At 49.9% G+C, this 14,505-nt stretch carries 11 protein-coding genes; 4 read left to right on the top strand and 7 right to left on the bottom strand.

The window, feature by feature from the left end; translation table 11 throughout:
* Positions 1-2 precede the first annotated feature (2 nt).
* Together ACMXI2_RS14605 and ACMXI2_RS14600 are read right to left on the bottom strand one after the other, a co-directional pair.
* A complete protein-coding gene (locus tag ACMXI2_RS14605; RefSeq protein WP_483782299.1) occupies positions 3-2,351 on the bottom strand; it encodes an ABC transporter permease in 2,349 nt (782 codons plus the stop codon).
* A gap of 377 nt (positions 2,352-2,728) precedes the next feature.
* On the bottom strand, positions 2,729-2,884 hold the full coding sequence (locus tag ACMXI2_RS14600) for a hypothetical protein (RefSeq protein ID WP_483782298.1): 156 nt from the start codon (positions 2,882-2,884) through the stop codon (positions 2,729-2,731).
* A gap of 66 nt (positions 2,885-2,950) precedes the next feature.
* Between ACMXI2_RS14600 and ACMXI2_RS14595 the strand changes: the two genes are divergently transcribed.
* From ACMXI2_RS14595 to ACMXI2_RS14580, 4 genes are all read left to right on the top strand, one after another.
* Positions 2,951-5,011, top strand: a complete 2,061-nt coding sequence (locus ACMXI2_RS14595; protein WP_483782297.1) for a TonB-dependent receptor — start codon at positions 2,951-2,953, stop codon at positions 5,009-5,011.
* A 244-nt stretch (positions 5,012-5,255) separates the two neighbouring features.
* Positions 5,256-6,050 (top strand): MlaE family ABC transporter permease, encoded by a 795-nt coding sequence (locus tag ACMXI2_RS14590; RefSeq protein WP_483782296.1) that lies wholly within the window; start codon positions 5,256-5,258, stop codon positions 6,048-6,050.
* Positions 6,051-6,052: 2 nt separating this feature from the next.
* Complete coding sequence (locus ACMXI2_RS14585) at positions 6,053-6,826, top strand: ABC transporter ATP-binding protein (protein WP_483782295.1); 774 nt, start codon at positions 6,053-6,055, stop codon at positions 6,824-6,826.
* Between the two features lie 3 nt (positions 6,827-6,829).
* The gene (locus ACMXI2_RS14580; RefSeq protein WP_483782294.1) at positions 6,830-7,852 is read left to right on the top strand and encodes an MlaD family protein; all 1,023 of its coding nucleotides are present in this window, start codon (positions 6,830-6,832) and stop codon (positions 7,850-7,852) included.
* Positions 7,853-7,887: 35 nt separating this feature from the next.
* Here the strand turns inward: ACMXI2_RS14580 and ACMXI2_RS14575 are convergent, their stop codons facing one another.
* The 5 genes from ACMXI2_RS14575 to ACMXI2_RS14555 all read right to left on the bottom strand — a co-directional run bounded on the left by ACMXI2_RS14575 (position 7,888) and on the right by ACMXI2_RS14555 (position 14,489).
* The gene (locus ACMXI2_RS14575; protein WP_483782293.1) at positions 7,888-8,592 is read right to left on the bottom strand and encodes a 3-keto-disaccharide hydrolase; all 705 of its coding nucleotides are present in this window, start codon (positions 8,590-8,592) and stop codon (positions 7,888-7,890) included.
* 242 nt (positions 8,593-8,834) lie between these two features.
* Entirely contained in the window at positions 8,835-10,184 is a 1,350-nt protein-coding gene (locus ACMXI2_RS14570; RefSeq protein ID WP_483782292.1) for an alpha-L-fucosidase, read from the bottom strand.
* 10 nt (positions 10,185-10,194) lie between these two features.
* Complete coding sequence (locus ACMXI2_RS14565; RefSeq protein WP_483782291.1) at positions 10,195-11,388, bottom strand: DUF4998 domain-containing protein; 1,194 nt, start codon at positions 11,386-11,388, stop codon at positions 10,195-10,197.
* 25 nt (positions 11,389-11,413) lie between these two features.
* Complete coding sequence (locus ACMXI2_RS14560) at positions 11,414-12,574, bottom strand: DUF5000 domain-containing lipoprotein (protein ID WP_483782290.1); 1,161 nt, start codon at positions 12,572-12,574, stop codon at positions 11,414-11,416.
* Between the two features lie 28 nt (positions 12,575-12,602).
* Entirely contained in the window at positions 12,603-14,489 is a 1,887-nt protein-coding gene (locus ACMXI2_RS14555; protein ID WP_483782289.1) for a RagB/SusD family nutrient uptake outer membrane protein, read from the bottom strand.
* Between the last annotated feature and the right edge of the window lie 16 nt (positions 14,490-14,505).

Below are 14,505 nucleotides of genomic sequence, written 5' to 3'. Positions count from 1 at the left end.
TTTTATTCCGATTGCAATGCCTTCACAGGATTGGCCATCGCAGCTTTCGTACCCTGGAAGCTGATGGTGAGTAATGCAATGAGCGCCGTAAGGATGCCTGCTGCTGCAAACATCCACCACTGCAGCGATACCCGGTAATCGATATTGCGCAGGGCTTCCTGCATGGCCAGCACCGCCAGCGGTACCGTAATCACAAAGGCGATGAATACCGGTTTCAGGAATTCTTTAGCAAGCATATACCAGATCCTGCCCACGCTGGCGCCCATAATTTTACGGATACCGATTTCTTTGCTACGTCGCTCCGCGAGGTAGGTAGATAAACCAAATAACCCCAGGCAGGAGATCAGGATAGCCAGGCTGCTGGTCCAGTTAAGCATGAACCCGGACGAACGCAAGCCTGTAAACATTTTCCGGTAAGCTTCTTTGGTGAAGTTGAATTCAAACGGAAATTCAGGATTACTTTTTTTGATAGCGGCTTCTATCTTAGCAAGGGCTGTTTCCGGGTGATCCGTTTTACGAAGCCGCACAAAAATATGGCTCATGGGGCCCGAGCCAAAATAGATGACCAGCGGCGGCGATGCCCGGTAAGGGTTATTGGCCACAAAATCTTTCACTACCCCAATGATTGGATTACTACCAAGCATGGTACCGATCACCGGTTCCTTCAATCCCATTTTCTTTACAGCGGCTTCATTTACGAGGCATCCGGCGGAATCGCGACCATACTCCGGGCTGAAATCGCGGCCTGCGGCGAGTTGTAGCCCGGCGGTTTTTACCCAGTCGTATTTCACCCAGGTAATATTAATGGAGAAGTTCTGATCCGCGGTTTTCCCGGGCCAGGCAATGCCATCGGTAGCGCCGCCAAATCGTAACAGGTCGTCCGTGCCGGCTGACACGCTTTCTATTTCAGGAATACGCAGCAGGTCTTCCTGAAGCAGGAGGTACTTGTTCGCCATTTCGCCGCGGGCGGGTATTTCCAGCAGGTTGTCCTGGTTGTAACCCACAGGCCGGTTTTCGCCATACTGTAACTGTTTGTATATAACGATGGTGGTGATAATAAGAAAAATGGAGATGATAAACTGGAACGTCACGAGGCTTTTCCGGAATAGTCCGCCACCACGATTGGTGGATATGACGCCCTTTAACACCTTTACGGGACGGAAGCCGCTGAGGAAAAACGCCGGATAGCTGCCGGCTACCAGGCCGGTGAACAGGAGCAGTAATAATAACCCGGTCCATATCTGCCAGTTCATAAAATCAAGGCTGATACTTTTACCGGATATCCTGTTAAGTCCCGGCAGTGCCAGTTTCGCCAGCAGTATTCCCAGGAGCAATGCGCCAAAGGTGATGATCAGCGCTTCTATGAGAAATTGAAGGATGATAGTGATCCGCGATGCGCCCAGCACTTTTCTTACGCCTACCTCTCTTGCGCGGCGCTCTGCACGTGCAGTAGAGAGGTTCATGAAATTAATACACGCAATCAGTAAAATAAAAAGGCCGATGGTGCCCAGCAGCAGCATGATCTCTATACGCCCGCCGCTGGGCTTACCATTTTTGAACCCGCTGTGGAGGTGCAGCGCGGTGAACGGATAGGCAAACAGGTAGTTGATACTATCCGTAGCATTTGCTATCCTTGAGTCCTTCAGCTTTTTGTTAAAGCCCTCCACGCTGCTTCCCGGCTGCAACAGGGCGATGTTCCCAACACGGTAATTATCCCAGCGGTTGATCCAATCGGCGTTCTCCAGTTCATAAAGGCGGAAGGGGAGCACTACATCAAATTGAATGGAACTGTTTTCCGGTGCATCGCGGATCACCGCTGCCACCCGGAGGTGATGCTGATTATTATGTTTGATAATACTGCCAATTGGGTCTTTATCGCCAAACAACCTATGGGCGGTACTTTCCGTAAGTATGATGGCGCCCGGGTCCTGAAGGGCGGTAACGGGATTCCCGGAAATAGCCGGGAAGGTAAAGATGTTAAAGTAATCAGGGTCGGCGTACATGCTTTGCTGGTAAATACTTTTCTTACCGGTGCTGAGCAGCTGTTGCCCGCCATATGCCTGACGTGTGGTATATTTTACTTCGGGGAACCCAAGTTTTATTTTCTCTGCCAGTGGCGCCGGGGTAGCGTCCCCGGTAAACCACCTGCCATCGTGGTACGAATTACTCATCAGCTGGTAAATACTTGCTTTGTGCTGATGGAAGGCATCATAACTAACCTCCCCGTTGATCCATAACAGGATAATGATGCCCGTCGCCAAACCAATGGAGAGGCCACCTATATTGATAAGGGTGGAGAGTTTGTTTTTAAGGAGATTTCTCCAGCCGTGCCTGCAGTAGTTTTTGAACATAGCGGATAGTTTTGGGAGAAGAACGGGGGTTCTTCTATACTACCTGAAATTAGCTGCGGGCAAGGAACATTTATTTATAATGTGACAGAAGTTGCATTTGCTGTGATGAAAACAGCTTTGCGTTATGCCGATCAACAACTGTTTGCCTTCCGGTGCAGGGCTGCAAAACGCAAACGCCAGGCCACAAAGAGGAGTATTGCGCCCAGGCAAGGCGTTAAAACCTTAAACCACGCATATTTCATATTGTGCTGGTTTTCATGTTGTTTGGAAAGTATAATTAATGTGGTTTTTAATTAAGTGCGGTCTTTTTTGTTATTTACTTAAAGTTTTACTTTAAGTAAATATCCGGGTGTTGTTTCATTTATAAACAGGTGCTTTTACGGTGGAAATATAATAAATGCACAGTAGTCTATTGGCGGCAGCGTTTTTATCACGAAGAGCGTTCCGCCGTATTCGCAGGTGTTCAATACCCACCAGGTGCGCATTACCACCAAAACAGGCGTATAACTGTTCCACACAAATAGCGGTTGCATTCGCAGAAATATTTATATCTTAAGCCGAAAGATGACCGTCTTTGCGGCGGATAAAGAACTACTGACATGCGAATGAGCGTTTTGCCTGTGGGCATTTTATTAACCATACTATCCTTTTCTTCCGGGCTCAAGGCCCAGCAGGATACCCTGCAGCAACTGCCGGAGGTAGTGGTACAATCCTATTATTCAAAAGCTTCCCTGCAGCGTGTACCCACGGCCGTGAGTATCCTGTCGCCCGCCGATATGCAGCTTCAGCAGGGCGTTTCCCTGTTACCAGCCATGAACACGGTACCGGGTATACGAATGGAGGAAAGGTCGCCGGGCAGTTATCGTTTATCCATCAGGGGTAGTTTACTCCGTTCTCCCTTTGGTATCCGGAATATTAAAATTTATGCAGATGATATCCCGCTGACCGATGCGGGAGGCAATACTTATCTCAATCTTATAGACGCTGACGCGGTAAGTCGCGCGGAAATACTGAAAGGACCGGATGGCAGCCTGTTTGGCGCCAACTCCGGCGGGGTAGTACGACTGGATCTTTTTCCGCCGCAGGCGGATACACCTCATTTGCAGGTAAACCTGCAGGGAGGCAGCTATGGCCTGTTTCATGGCAGCATGGCCTGGCAGCAGCAATGGAAAAACTACCAGGTGCAGGTGTTCCAGGGATACCAGCGGGCAGATGGCTACCGCGAAAATACCGCCATGAAACGGTCTTATACCCAAACGGCTCAACGATGGGAATACAAACCCGGCTATGCCCTGAAGCTGCTGGCGTTTTATTCTGATTTGTCGTACCTCACACCGGGAGGGCTCACCCTGGCGCAGAGTGAAGCCAACCCGCGCGCGGCACGCCCCGGCACGCCCGCTACACCGGGCGCGGTGGCACAAAAGGCAGGCATCTATAACCGTACCTTCCAGGGCGGACTGGTCCACGAAGCACAGTTCACCCCACGGCTGCAGCATGTGCTGTCGGTGTTTGGCGCCAATACCCATTTCGAAAATCCTTTTATCACCAACTATGAAGCCCGCGATGAAAATACCGCCGGCTTCCGCACCTACCTGCAATGGACCAACGATCCGCAGCGCACTTCCCTGTTCCGGTGGAAATGGCTGAATGGCGCTGAGTGGCAGCAAACCACCACCGACGTCATTAATTATGGTAATAAGCAGGGAAAGCGCGATACGGTGATAGCTGCCGATAAATTAAAAGCGGGCCAATACTTTTTCTTTACCCGCTTCCAGGCCAACGTGCAGGCGTTTACCTTTGAAGCGGCCGCCAGTTTAAATTATTATGGCTACAGCTACAACAGCAACGGGCACACGAAAGTCAATTTCACGCCGCAGCTGATGCCGCGTTTCTCATTGTCGTACCTGTTTACGCCACACGTAACGGGCCGGGTTACGGTAAGCAGGGGCTATTCCCCACCAGCTACGGCAGAAGTTCGTGCATCCGACAACGTGATTAATACGGCGCTGCAGCCGGAAACCGGCTGGAACTATGAAGCCGGCGTACGCGCGGCTTCCCGCAACCACACGGCAACCATCGACGCAGCCTTGTTCTATTACAAAATGCAGAATGCTATTGTGCTCCGGCAGCACGACAACGGCGAGGAGTTTTTTACCAATGCCGGCGGCGTTCAGCAGAAAGGGATAGAAGTACAGGGCATGTGGTGGCTAATGAAACCACGCACCGGTGGCGTATTGCGCGGCATCCGGTGGCAGGAGGGCTATACGCTGAGCGACTTCCAGTTTAATCACTATGTAAGCGCTGATGGGAAAGACTATTCGCGGAATGCACTCACCGGTGTGCCGCAGCATGTACTGGTGAGCAGTTTGCTGTGGCAGTTCCCGGCGGCGGTGTCGTTATATGCACAACATACGTTTACCAGCAGCATACCGCTGAACGACGCCAACAGCGCTTTTGCCGGCGGCTACCACCTGTTGCAGGCCAATGTGAGCTGGAAACTACCGATGCGTTCCCGTTGCAGCATCAGTGTACGCGCCGGCGCAGATAACCTGCTGAATGTAAATTACAGTCTGGGTAACGATCTTAACGCCTTTGGCGGCCGTTACTACAACCCTGCGCCGGGCAGAAATTATTTCGGCGGCATCAGCATGCAGTTATAATAACCAGCTATTCACCACCACAGATCATGCAGCGGAACAACATTCCGCTGCATTTTTTTTGTGCAGTTGGGGAAGATAATGACCGTAGTGTGAAGGGACATCCTCACGGGGAATCATGCACATGCAGCGACTTCCGGCGCCACGGGGCTAAAAATTGCCATCACAGCGGGGCCTTACATTAATAGCTCCGTATTTAACAAAAGCGGCATAGAATTGTAATAAGTGAGTAAGCATTTACAAGAAGATGAATTCTACCAACGGAAAATCGGATAAGCCGGTCATAACCGCAAAAATTGATGGCTTTTTTCTCCAGTTTTATGATATCGCCGTCTTTATAGCCCGCTTTTTCAGGGAGGCATTCCGGCCTCCTATTGAATGGGACGAGTTTGTGCGGCAATGTTACCAGGTGGGGTATAAGTCGCTCGCCCTTGTTACGGTAACAGGGTTTATCACCGGCGTGGTGTTTACGGAGCAATCCCGTCCTACTTTATCGGAATTTGGGGTTACGGCGTGGCTGCCGTCGCTGGTGGCTATTGCGGTGGTGAGAGCGCTGGCGCCACTCATCGCGGCATTGATCTGTGCCGGTAAGGTGGGCTCCAGCATTGGCGCCGAGCTGGGGTCCATGAAGGTAACAGAACAGATTGATGCGATGGAGGTATCCGCGATTAACCCTTTCCGTTACCTGGTGGTAACCCGTGTAATTGCCATGACGGTTTGTTTGCCGTTGCTCATGTTTTACAATGCCCTTATTGGTTGTTTGGGTTCTTATTTTGATGTACATGCCCACGAACAAACCAGCCTGGTGGCATTTTTTGATAATGCCTTTGCGCAGATCACGTTCCTTGACTATACCACGGCGCTTACTAAAGCTATCCTGTACGGGTTTACCATCGGCATTGTGAGTTGCTACCAGGGCTTTAATGCGAGCCAGGGCACCACGGGCGTGGGTAAGGCGGCGAATGTATCGGTGATCGTATCCATGTTCCTGATATTTATAGAAGAAGTAATTATTGTTCACGTGTTTAATTCCATCCGCTAGTCATGAAAACAAACGGTCACCAGATAGATATGAATGAAACCGTGATCAGTATCCGGAACCTTTATAAGTCGTTTGGACAGAAGCATGTGTTACAGGGAATAGACCTCGATCTTCACAAAGGCGAAAATGTGGTGGTGCTGGGTCGTTCCGGCACCGGTAAATCGGTGCTGATAAAAATTATCATCGGGTTGCTGAAGCCGGATGCCGGTACCGTAAATGTATTGGGAGAAGAGGTGGATCAGCTCAAAGAGGCCGCCCTGCGCGCATTGCGGCTGAAGGTAGGGTTCTCTTTTCAAAGCAGCGCCCTGTACGATAGTATGACGGTAGGGGAAAACCTGGCCTTCCCATTGAAACGTAACCAGCGGGATATGACCAAAGACCAGATCCGGAAAACGATAGATATTGTACTGGAAGCCATCGGGTTACCGGAAACCATCAACCAGATGCCATCGGAGCTATCGGGTGGCCAGAAGAAAAGAATAGGCATTGGCCGCACCCTTATCCTGCGGCCGGAAATTATGCTGTATGATGAGCCCACTGCGGGTCTGGATCCTATCACCAGTATGGAACTGAATAAACTGATCATCGCGGTACAGGAAAGGTTCAATACGAGTTCTATTATCATTACCCATGATCTTACCTGCGCCAAAGAAGTGGGCGACCGGGTAGCAGTAATGGATGAAGGAAAATTTATACGGCAGGGTAGTTTTGAAGAAGTATTTAATGAGAAGGAAGGACTTATCAAAAGTTTTTACGACTATAATTTTATACAGTAAGTTATGGAAGCAGGAAAAAAACGCGCAGTCATTGTAGGCATCTTTGTATTCGTGGGCCTGGTCATTTTTGTTACTGCCATCATGATGCTGGGCAAGCAACAGAAACTGTTCAGTAAGTCCATCCAGGTGAAGGCTTATTTTAAAGATGTAAACGGCTTGTCTGCAGGCCGTAATATCCTGTACTCCGGCGTAAAAATCGGTACTGTGAAGAAGATCAGTTTTGTAAGAACCAACCAGATCCTGGTGGTGATGAATATTGATGAAAGCTCGCAGGAGTTTATCCATAAAGATGTAGAAGCCCGTATCAGCTCCGAAGGTTTAATGGGCAATAAAATTGTGATGTTGTCCGGCGGTACGCCCAGTATGCCGGTAATAGAAAATGGCGATCAGCTGCATGTGGGCAGTGGGTTAAGCACCGAAGAAATTATGAGTACCCTCCAGGTAAACAATAAAAGCCTGGTGGAGATTACCGACAACCTGAAAGTGATCACCAAAGGTATTGTAGACGGGAAAGGTACTTTAGGGAGATTGCTTACCGAGGATACTATCTACAAAGATCTCAATACCACGATGGCCGGTCTGAATGATGCGGTGGTGAATACCCGCCGGCTCACGGGCGCTTTATCATTGTATGCTGCCAAACTGCAAACCAAAGGCGTGTTGTCCAACGACCTGGTAACCGATACGCTGATATTTGCGAAACTTCGTACCGCCGTTACCGAAATGAACGGCGCTGCGCTCAACGCCAACCAAACCGTGCAGGAGTTGCGGCAGGCCAGTGCGGGGCTGCGCGCCAACCTGGATGATCCCGAAGCGCCGGTGGGCATGCTTTTAAAGGATACCTTGCTGGCGGATGCTTTTAAAGAAACGATTTATAACCTCGAAAGCAGTACCCAGAAGCTGGATACCAATATGCTGGCGTTGCGGAATAATTTCCTGTTCCGCGGCTACTTCCGGAAACAGGCGAAGCGGGAAAGAAAAGCACAGAAAGAAAAGGAAAAAGCTGAACGCCAGGCGCAGAAATAGCCGTTTTATTTTCAAAGTGTTTCTCCCCGCGGCTGTTAATGTCCTTTTTCAGAGAATGCTGTAATAGGCGTGAGGTCTACCTTGCGGAACTCTACTTCGGAGCCTTCTGCCTGAAGGGCAATTTGTCCTTTGCCGGTGGTGGCGTTGGTGCCGTAGTTAACGAGGTCGCCGTTTACCCATACTTTAATGGCATTGCCTACACATTCCACGATCATGGTATTCCATTTTTTCAGCGGCTTCTCTGAGTCATCAGTGAGGTTGATGATGCGGCGTTTTTTGCCATCCACGGCGCCCCATTCACTTTTAGGGCCCCTGCGTTTTTCCATGTCCGGTACGGTGATATCTTCCCCTATGCACCAGAAATCACCCGCATCGTTATGCTGTAATTGTACTTCAATGGACTTTGGGAACATATCATATAATACCCGCGGGGTAGAAGCGAATACCAGTACGCCGCAGTTGCCTGGTTTGGCCGGGAAGCGGTATTGTACTTCCAGGCGGAAGTTCTCGTAACTGGCGTCGGTAATGATATGGCCCTGTGGGTTAGCCAGGCTTACGAAAACGCCGTTTCTTACAATGAAAGGGCTTTTCACGTTGGCGTCTTTGTCCATAGCGGGAACGTCGATATGCCACCCGCTGAGGTCCTTAAAGTTGAACAGGCTGCGCGTTTGTGCGTGTACGTTGGCACTGCCGCCCAGCAAAGCGGCGGCAGTGAGGGCAGAGAAAAGATACTTCTTCATAAACTAAATATAATAAATTCAGCGGATGTTGTCTTTCCCAGGATTACACTGATTATACTGATTACCTTGATTTTATCTTTGTGATTTTATAAGGATTTTAAATGATGAAGGAAGATATAAGCGAAAATATCCGCTTATATCTTCCTTCATCATTTAAAATCCTTATAAAATCACAAAGATAAAATCAAGGTAATCAGTATAATCAGTGTAATCCTGGGAAAGACAACATCCGCTCCACCACGCTAGTTGAGGACTAACTCAACAACAGGGATTTCCATATTGGGTTGTTTGTCCGGCAGGTTTAATATGATGTTGTTGCCGTCAGTGGTGAATTTCACTTCTGAGTTATCATGCAGCAGCTGGGCGTATTTTATTTTGCCTTTGTACTGCGGCAATTGAAGGCGGTTGTTGTATTCCAGCAGGTGTACGTACAATCTTTTGGTGATGGGATTGTAGGTGAGCATGGTATTTTTTGGCACTTCGAAACTCTCCGGTGCATAGGTGCAGCCGTAAATGGATTCGCTGTTGCCTTTCATCCAGCCGCCGATATTGCCGAGGGCACTTTGTGCGCGATAGTCGAACAGGCCGCGGGCGGTGGGGCCTACGTTCAGGATGAGGTTACCGCCTTTGCTTACGGAGCCGATGAGGAGTTCCAGCAGCTGGTGCGTACTTTTCCAGGAGTTTTCATCGCGGTAGTAGCCCCATGAGCCGGAGAAGGTCTGGCAGGTTTCCCATGTTTTACCACGGTATTGCGCCAGCTCTTCTACTTTCACCTGTTCGGGGGTGAGGAAGTCGGCGCCATCTTCGTATTCCTCGAGGTTGAGGCGGTTGTCCACGATGATGCCGGGCTGCAGTTTGCGGATCATTTTCAGGAGGTTCACGGCATCCCAGTCGTCTTTACCTTTTCCGTTTTTGCCGGGGTAGGAGAAGTCGAGCCAGAGGATATCAATTTTACCGTATTGGGTAAGCAGTTCCGAGATCTGGTTGTGGAGATACTGCCGGTATTTGTTCATGTTCCTGCCTTTGTTGAGCCGTGCGTAGGTGCTGTCGGCGCCGTTCTCTACCCGTTGCGGGTGCATGCCATCGATGGTGAAATCAGGATGATGCCAGTCGATCAGCGAGTAGTAGAACCCTACTTTGATGCCTTCTGCGCGGAAGGCATTTACAAATTCCCGTACCAGGTCGCGGCGGGCTTTGGTGTTGGTGGCTTTGTAATCGGTGTACCTGGAGTCAAACAGGCAAAAGCCTTCATGATGTTTGGTGGTGAGTACGGCGTACTTCATTCCCGCGGCCTTTGCCTGTTTTGCCCAGGACTTCGGATCAAACTGGTTGGGGTTAAATAAGTCGAAATAGGTTTGGTATTGTTCATTGGTGAGCCGTTCGTTATGTTTCACCCATTCGTGGCGGGCGGGCAGTGCATACAGGCCCCAGTGGATGAACATGCCGAAGCGGTCGTGTGTCCACCAGGCCATGCGTTTTTCTTTCCGGGCCGGCGTTTCCTGTCCGATCATTTTTTTCTCCTGCGCCTGCAGGTTGATGAGCGGGCTGCATAACAGCAGGATGATCCCTAATTTCCTAAGTTGTTTGTTCATGATGCAATTGCTATTTATCTCTGATCAGTAATACTTTGCTTATTCGGATGGTTTGTTCTGTAGGATTGGTAAAGGTGCCGGTGAACCCCACGGTGACGGTAGCCGGCGTTGCCAGTGTGAATGCAGCAGAGGCGTATTTATTATTATTGTTTACAAACCTTGCGGCGCCCAGTGCGGTATTTACCAGGTCTATATCCGGTAGGGCATTGCCTTCGGCCACCAGCAGCCAGGTATTTTCCAGGGTGTTGTCAATATTGGCGGCTTCTGCTTCAAAGCGGTATTCACCGGCGGGCAGGGTAAAGGTCTGGTAGATCTTTCCGTTGGTGATAGGGCCGTTGCCCCAGATCCACATGGTGAGCCTGCCGGTACCATCAATATTATCATAAGTACCATTTTTGGATGCTTCGGCGTTGTATTGCCAGTCTTTCACCTGCCCGAAGCGGCCACTAAACGGTTTGGTATCATCGAGCACAAAAGGATTGCCCGGGTTACGTATATACGTTTGCGTGATATCTTCCTTTACGCCTTTTGTTTCGTAGGGTGTGTGAAAGGTATCTACCGCAAGTTTATCCGGCATGTACAGGGTACGGTAGCGGAAGCTGCTCATAGAAAGATAATTATTAAGCACGGTTACCTGGCCTTCTGCTTCTGCGGCGATAACGGTGTCGTGTGCTACGTTGTCGCTGGTGGTGTATTGCAGTTGCATACCAATGATACCGCCGGTGGTATCGATGTTGGCCCAGGTTATTTCGGCGTTACCGTCTTTCATTTCTGCGTTGCTGAAAGCCCTGGTCAGCAGGGCATCTTCATAAAAACTACCATATACAAAACCGGTTGCCTCGGATCTTACGGAAGTGTTACCATCGCGGTCGTAGTTATACACTTCAAAGGTATAGGCCCGTTCTTCGAGGTTGCTGATGAAGTAGCGGATAGTATCTACGCCGCTGGTGCGTTTAATATCGAGCGTGGCGGAATCCCTGTGGTTGTTCCAGTAAATTTTTGCCCGGCTGATCTTTGGGTCGGAGATCAGCAGCCAGGATAGCTGTACGCGGTTACGGCCTGCGTGTACCTGTAGTGAATCTGCTTTACCGGTATAAAGTATTTCACCGTTGCCCAGGTATTTTTTATAATCGCTTTGTTTGGTGCAGGCGCTGATGGTTGTCAGCAGTACACTATATAATATGATAGAATGAAGGATGCGCATAAATTTTGTTTTTGGTAGATGATCATCATTTATCGTTACCCCAGAACTTCATTTCCTGGATGTTGGCGGCGTATCCGCCATCGGTCCAGGTGCGGAGTATTTTTACGCGGATATACCTTACACGTGGAGCGTCCAGAGGTACGGTCATTTGTTCGCCGGCGATGCTGGCATCTATATCGTCCTGTGTTTTTTGTCCTACGGGCAGGCCGGAAGGCTTGATCACGGTATGTTCCACGAGGCGGGTCCAGCTTTCCCAGCTGCCATCGGAGGCGGGATTGGTGGAGCCCCATATTTCAAACTTGCGGACATTGTTCTGAAGATAGATCCATTCATTAGGCCGTTGCCACAGGGTAATGCGGCTCAGTTGCGCGGTTACGCCGAGGTCGAAAGTGATGGACATGGGCATGCCATCAAGTTTATCTGCCGAGTGCCACAATGTTCCGTTCCATAGGTTGGCGATGGGCATGCCCCAGCCGTAGTCCACATCTCCCGGTAATTTCACTTCCTGGAAATTTGCTTTGTCCAGCAGTTTTTCAAAAATCGGGGACAGTTCCTGTATGAGGGTATCTGACTGGTTACCCCATCTGTCTCTTACAAAAAATCCAAATTTTCTTTTTTCTGCGGCAAAGCCCCTGATGGAATAATTACCGCCTTCCAGTTTGGTATAATGAACATCAGACGAGGTGAATGCACCTAAGGAATCGGTGGTGAGGGTAACGATGGCAATATCCGCTTTGGTATCGTTTTTAAAGGTGATGTTGATACCGCCAAAGTCTGCTTTTATTTCCAGCGATTTGCGTACAATCAGCATGGGCGGCGATAGTGGCTTGATGGTGGTCTTTACGGCATCGGAGGCCGTTTCATTACGACTCACCACGTACAACGAAATTTCGTGGGTGGCGGAATCGCCAAAGCCATCAACCACGAGGAAGTTATTATAGTAAGATGATCTTATTTCCCGTTTCTCTCCCGGCCTGATATCATACACGGCCTTTACATACAGGATATCCTTGTTATCGGGGAGACTGTAAGTAATTTTTGCGGCGCCCGGCAAGTTTGTAACGCTGAGATTTGTAACTACATCAGGTTTTTCGCCGGAGGTATTTACCGGCTGATGTGTTTCTTTCTTGCATGCGGCTGCCAGCAGCAGGCAGGCAAGCGGCAGGATATATTTATAGCTGTTCATGTTGAGTGCGTTTTAAATAAATGAAAGGTTACCATCCAAAGCCCTGCACCAGTTTCGGATTGTTGAGCAGGTCCCAGTTTTCCAGCGGCCAGAGGTAGTTGCGGGTCTGGAACGTTTGCCGGTAGAGGGTTCTGACGCGGTAATAGAATACGGGATCCGACTGATCCACATCCCAACCGGTAACAGGTTTGTTCAGTTCTTCCATACTTTTTTTCCAGCGGCGGAGATCCCAGAAGCGGGCGCCTTCCATTGCAAGTTCTATTAATCTTTCCTGCTGAATGATCTGGCGGAAGCCTTCTTTGGTCTGGTATTTTCCGGGTTGCCTGGAGTAGGCCGTCCATGCGGCTTGTACGCCGGGCAATCCTGCGCGGGCCCTTACTTTATCGATATAAGTAAATGCGGCGGGTTGCGGGCCTGCTGCTTCGTTCAATGCTTCTGCGTAAAGCAGGTACAGGTCGGCGAGCCGCATTTCCGGCCAGGGGTGTGTTTCTACAAAGAGGCCTTGTCCTTCGAGGATTTCACTTTTCCAGTTCACCAGTTTTTTTGCGAAGTAGCCGGTAACGTTATTGTCGTAGATATTTTTCCGGGTTTGCCATTGGCCTGCTTTGGATTCTATATGAAACATTTTCTTTTGCATCATCCATATGGCGCCGTCGAATGCGAGATCGGCGTAGAAGCGTGGCTCGCGGTTGAAGTGCATGGCTGCGGTGGTGTATCCTTCCTGTATGAGTTCTCCTTCTGCTTTCACCGCTGTTCTGAGTTTCATGCGGCCGGCGTAATCGAAGGTTTTATCTTCGCTCATAGGCACCCCTTTATCGGTATAAAATTGTTCTGCAATTTTCATAGTGGGCGCCAGGCTGCCCAATACCGATTCGTTGCCTATGCGGGCAGGATCGAGGCGGGGCATGGCCTGCCGTTGTATTTCGTAGGTGCTTACACTGGGATTGGCCCAGATAATTTCGGGGTTCCATTGTTCACAGACACTGTTGCGGATGGACATCTGCCGGGTGAGTGTATCCGACAACGTTACCCCGAGCTGGCTGAAGGTGTAGAGCAGCATGTCGGTGCTTTCGCACGCATCGATGGCTGCCTTACAGGCGTCGGCGGCTGTTTTCCATTTGTTGGGATCGTATGCGGTGTTGAAGAGCGGAGCCCCGTCAGTGTTTCTGAAAGCAGTGTAATCGGTGTTGCCGTTGTACAGCGGACTGGCAGCGGCAACCAATACACGCGCTTTGATGGCGAGTGCAATCGGTTTGGTGATGCGTCCCAGTTCAGTAGAGCGGTCCGCGATGATTTCCGGCAATCCTGCGGCGGCAGTGTCCAGCAGGTGTGAGATGTAGCTGAATACCGTATCCACATGTTCGCGTGGCACTTTGGTTTCTTCCGCGGTGCTGGAAATGGGGAGGTTGTACCGGATCACGGGAACAGGGCCGTACTGGCGGAGCAGCAGCCAGTGATAATATGCTTTGAGAAAAATCACTTCTGCACTCCAGCGGTTTACTTCACTCTGGCGCATGTCTACCACTTTATGGATATTTTCCAGGAAGATGTTACAGTCGCGCAGCGCCTTGTAGTACCTGCTCCAGATAGACATATACACGTTGTTGGCGCTCTGGAAACCCTGTGCTACCTGCCAGGGTGTTTCGCTGGTGCTGTAGGGTCGTACCATCCAGAATTCATCGCCTGCCACGAGGGCGGGATTGGTGGATAGGTCCGCGCTGTTGGGGAGATAGGAGTAACAGGTAAACAGGTATTTTTCTGCTTCTGCGCGCATGGTGAAAGCATTATCGATGGTGGCCACATTATCCGGCACTACATCGAGGAATTTTTTACAGGAAGCGGCAGATAACAGCAGTATGCATAGCCCGCACCATTGCAGGTATTGGCGTATATTGAGCGTATTGGTATGTTTCATATTTGCACAGTTAAAC

The organism is Chitinophaga sp. G7 BAM 1005, from assembly GCF_057126945.1.
This window is presented reverse-complemented; position numbering and strand designations above follow the sequence as displayed.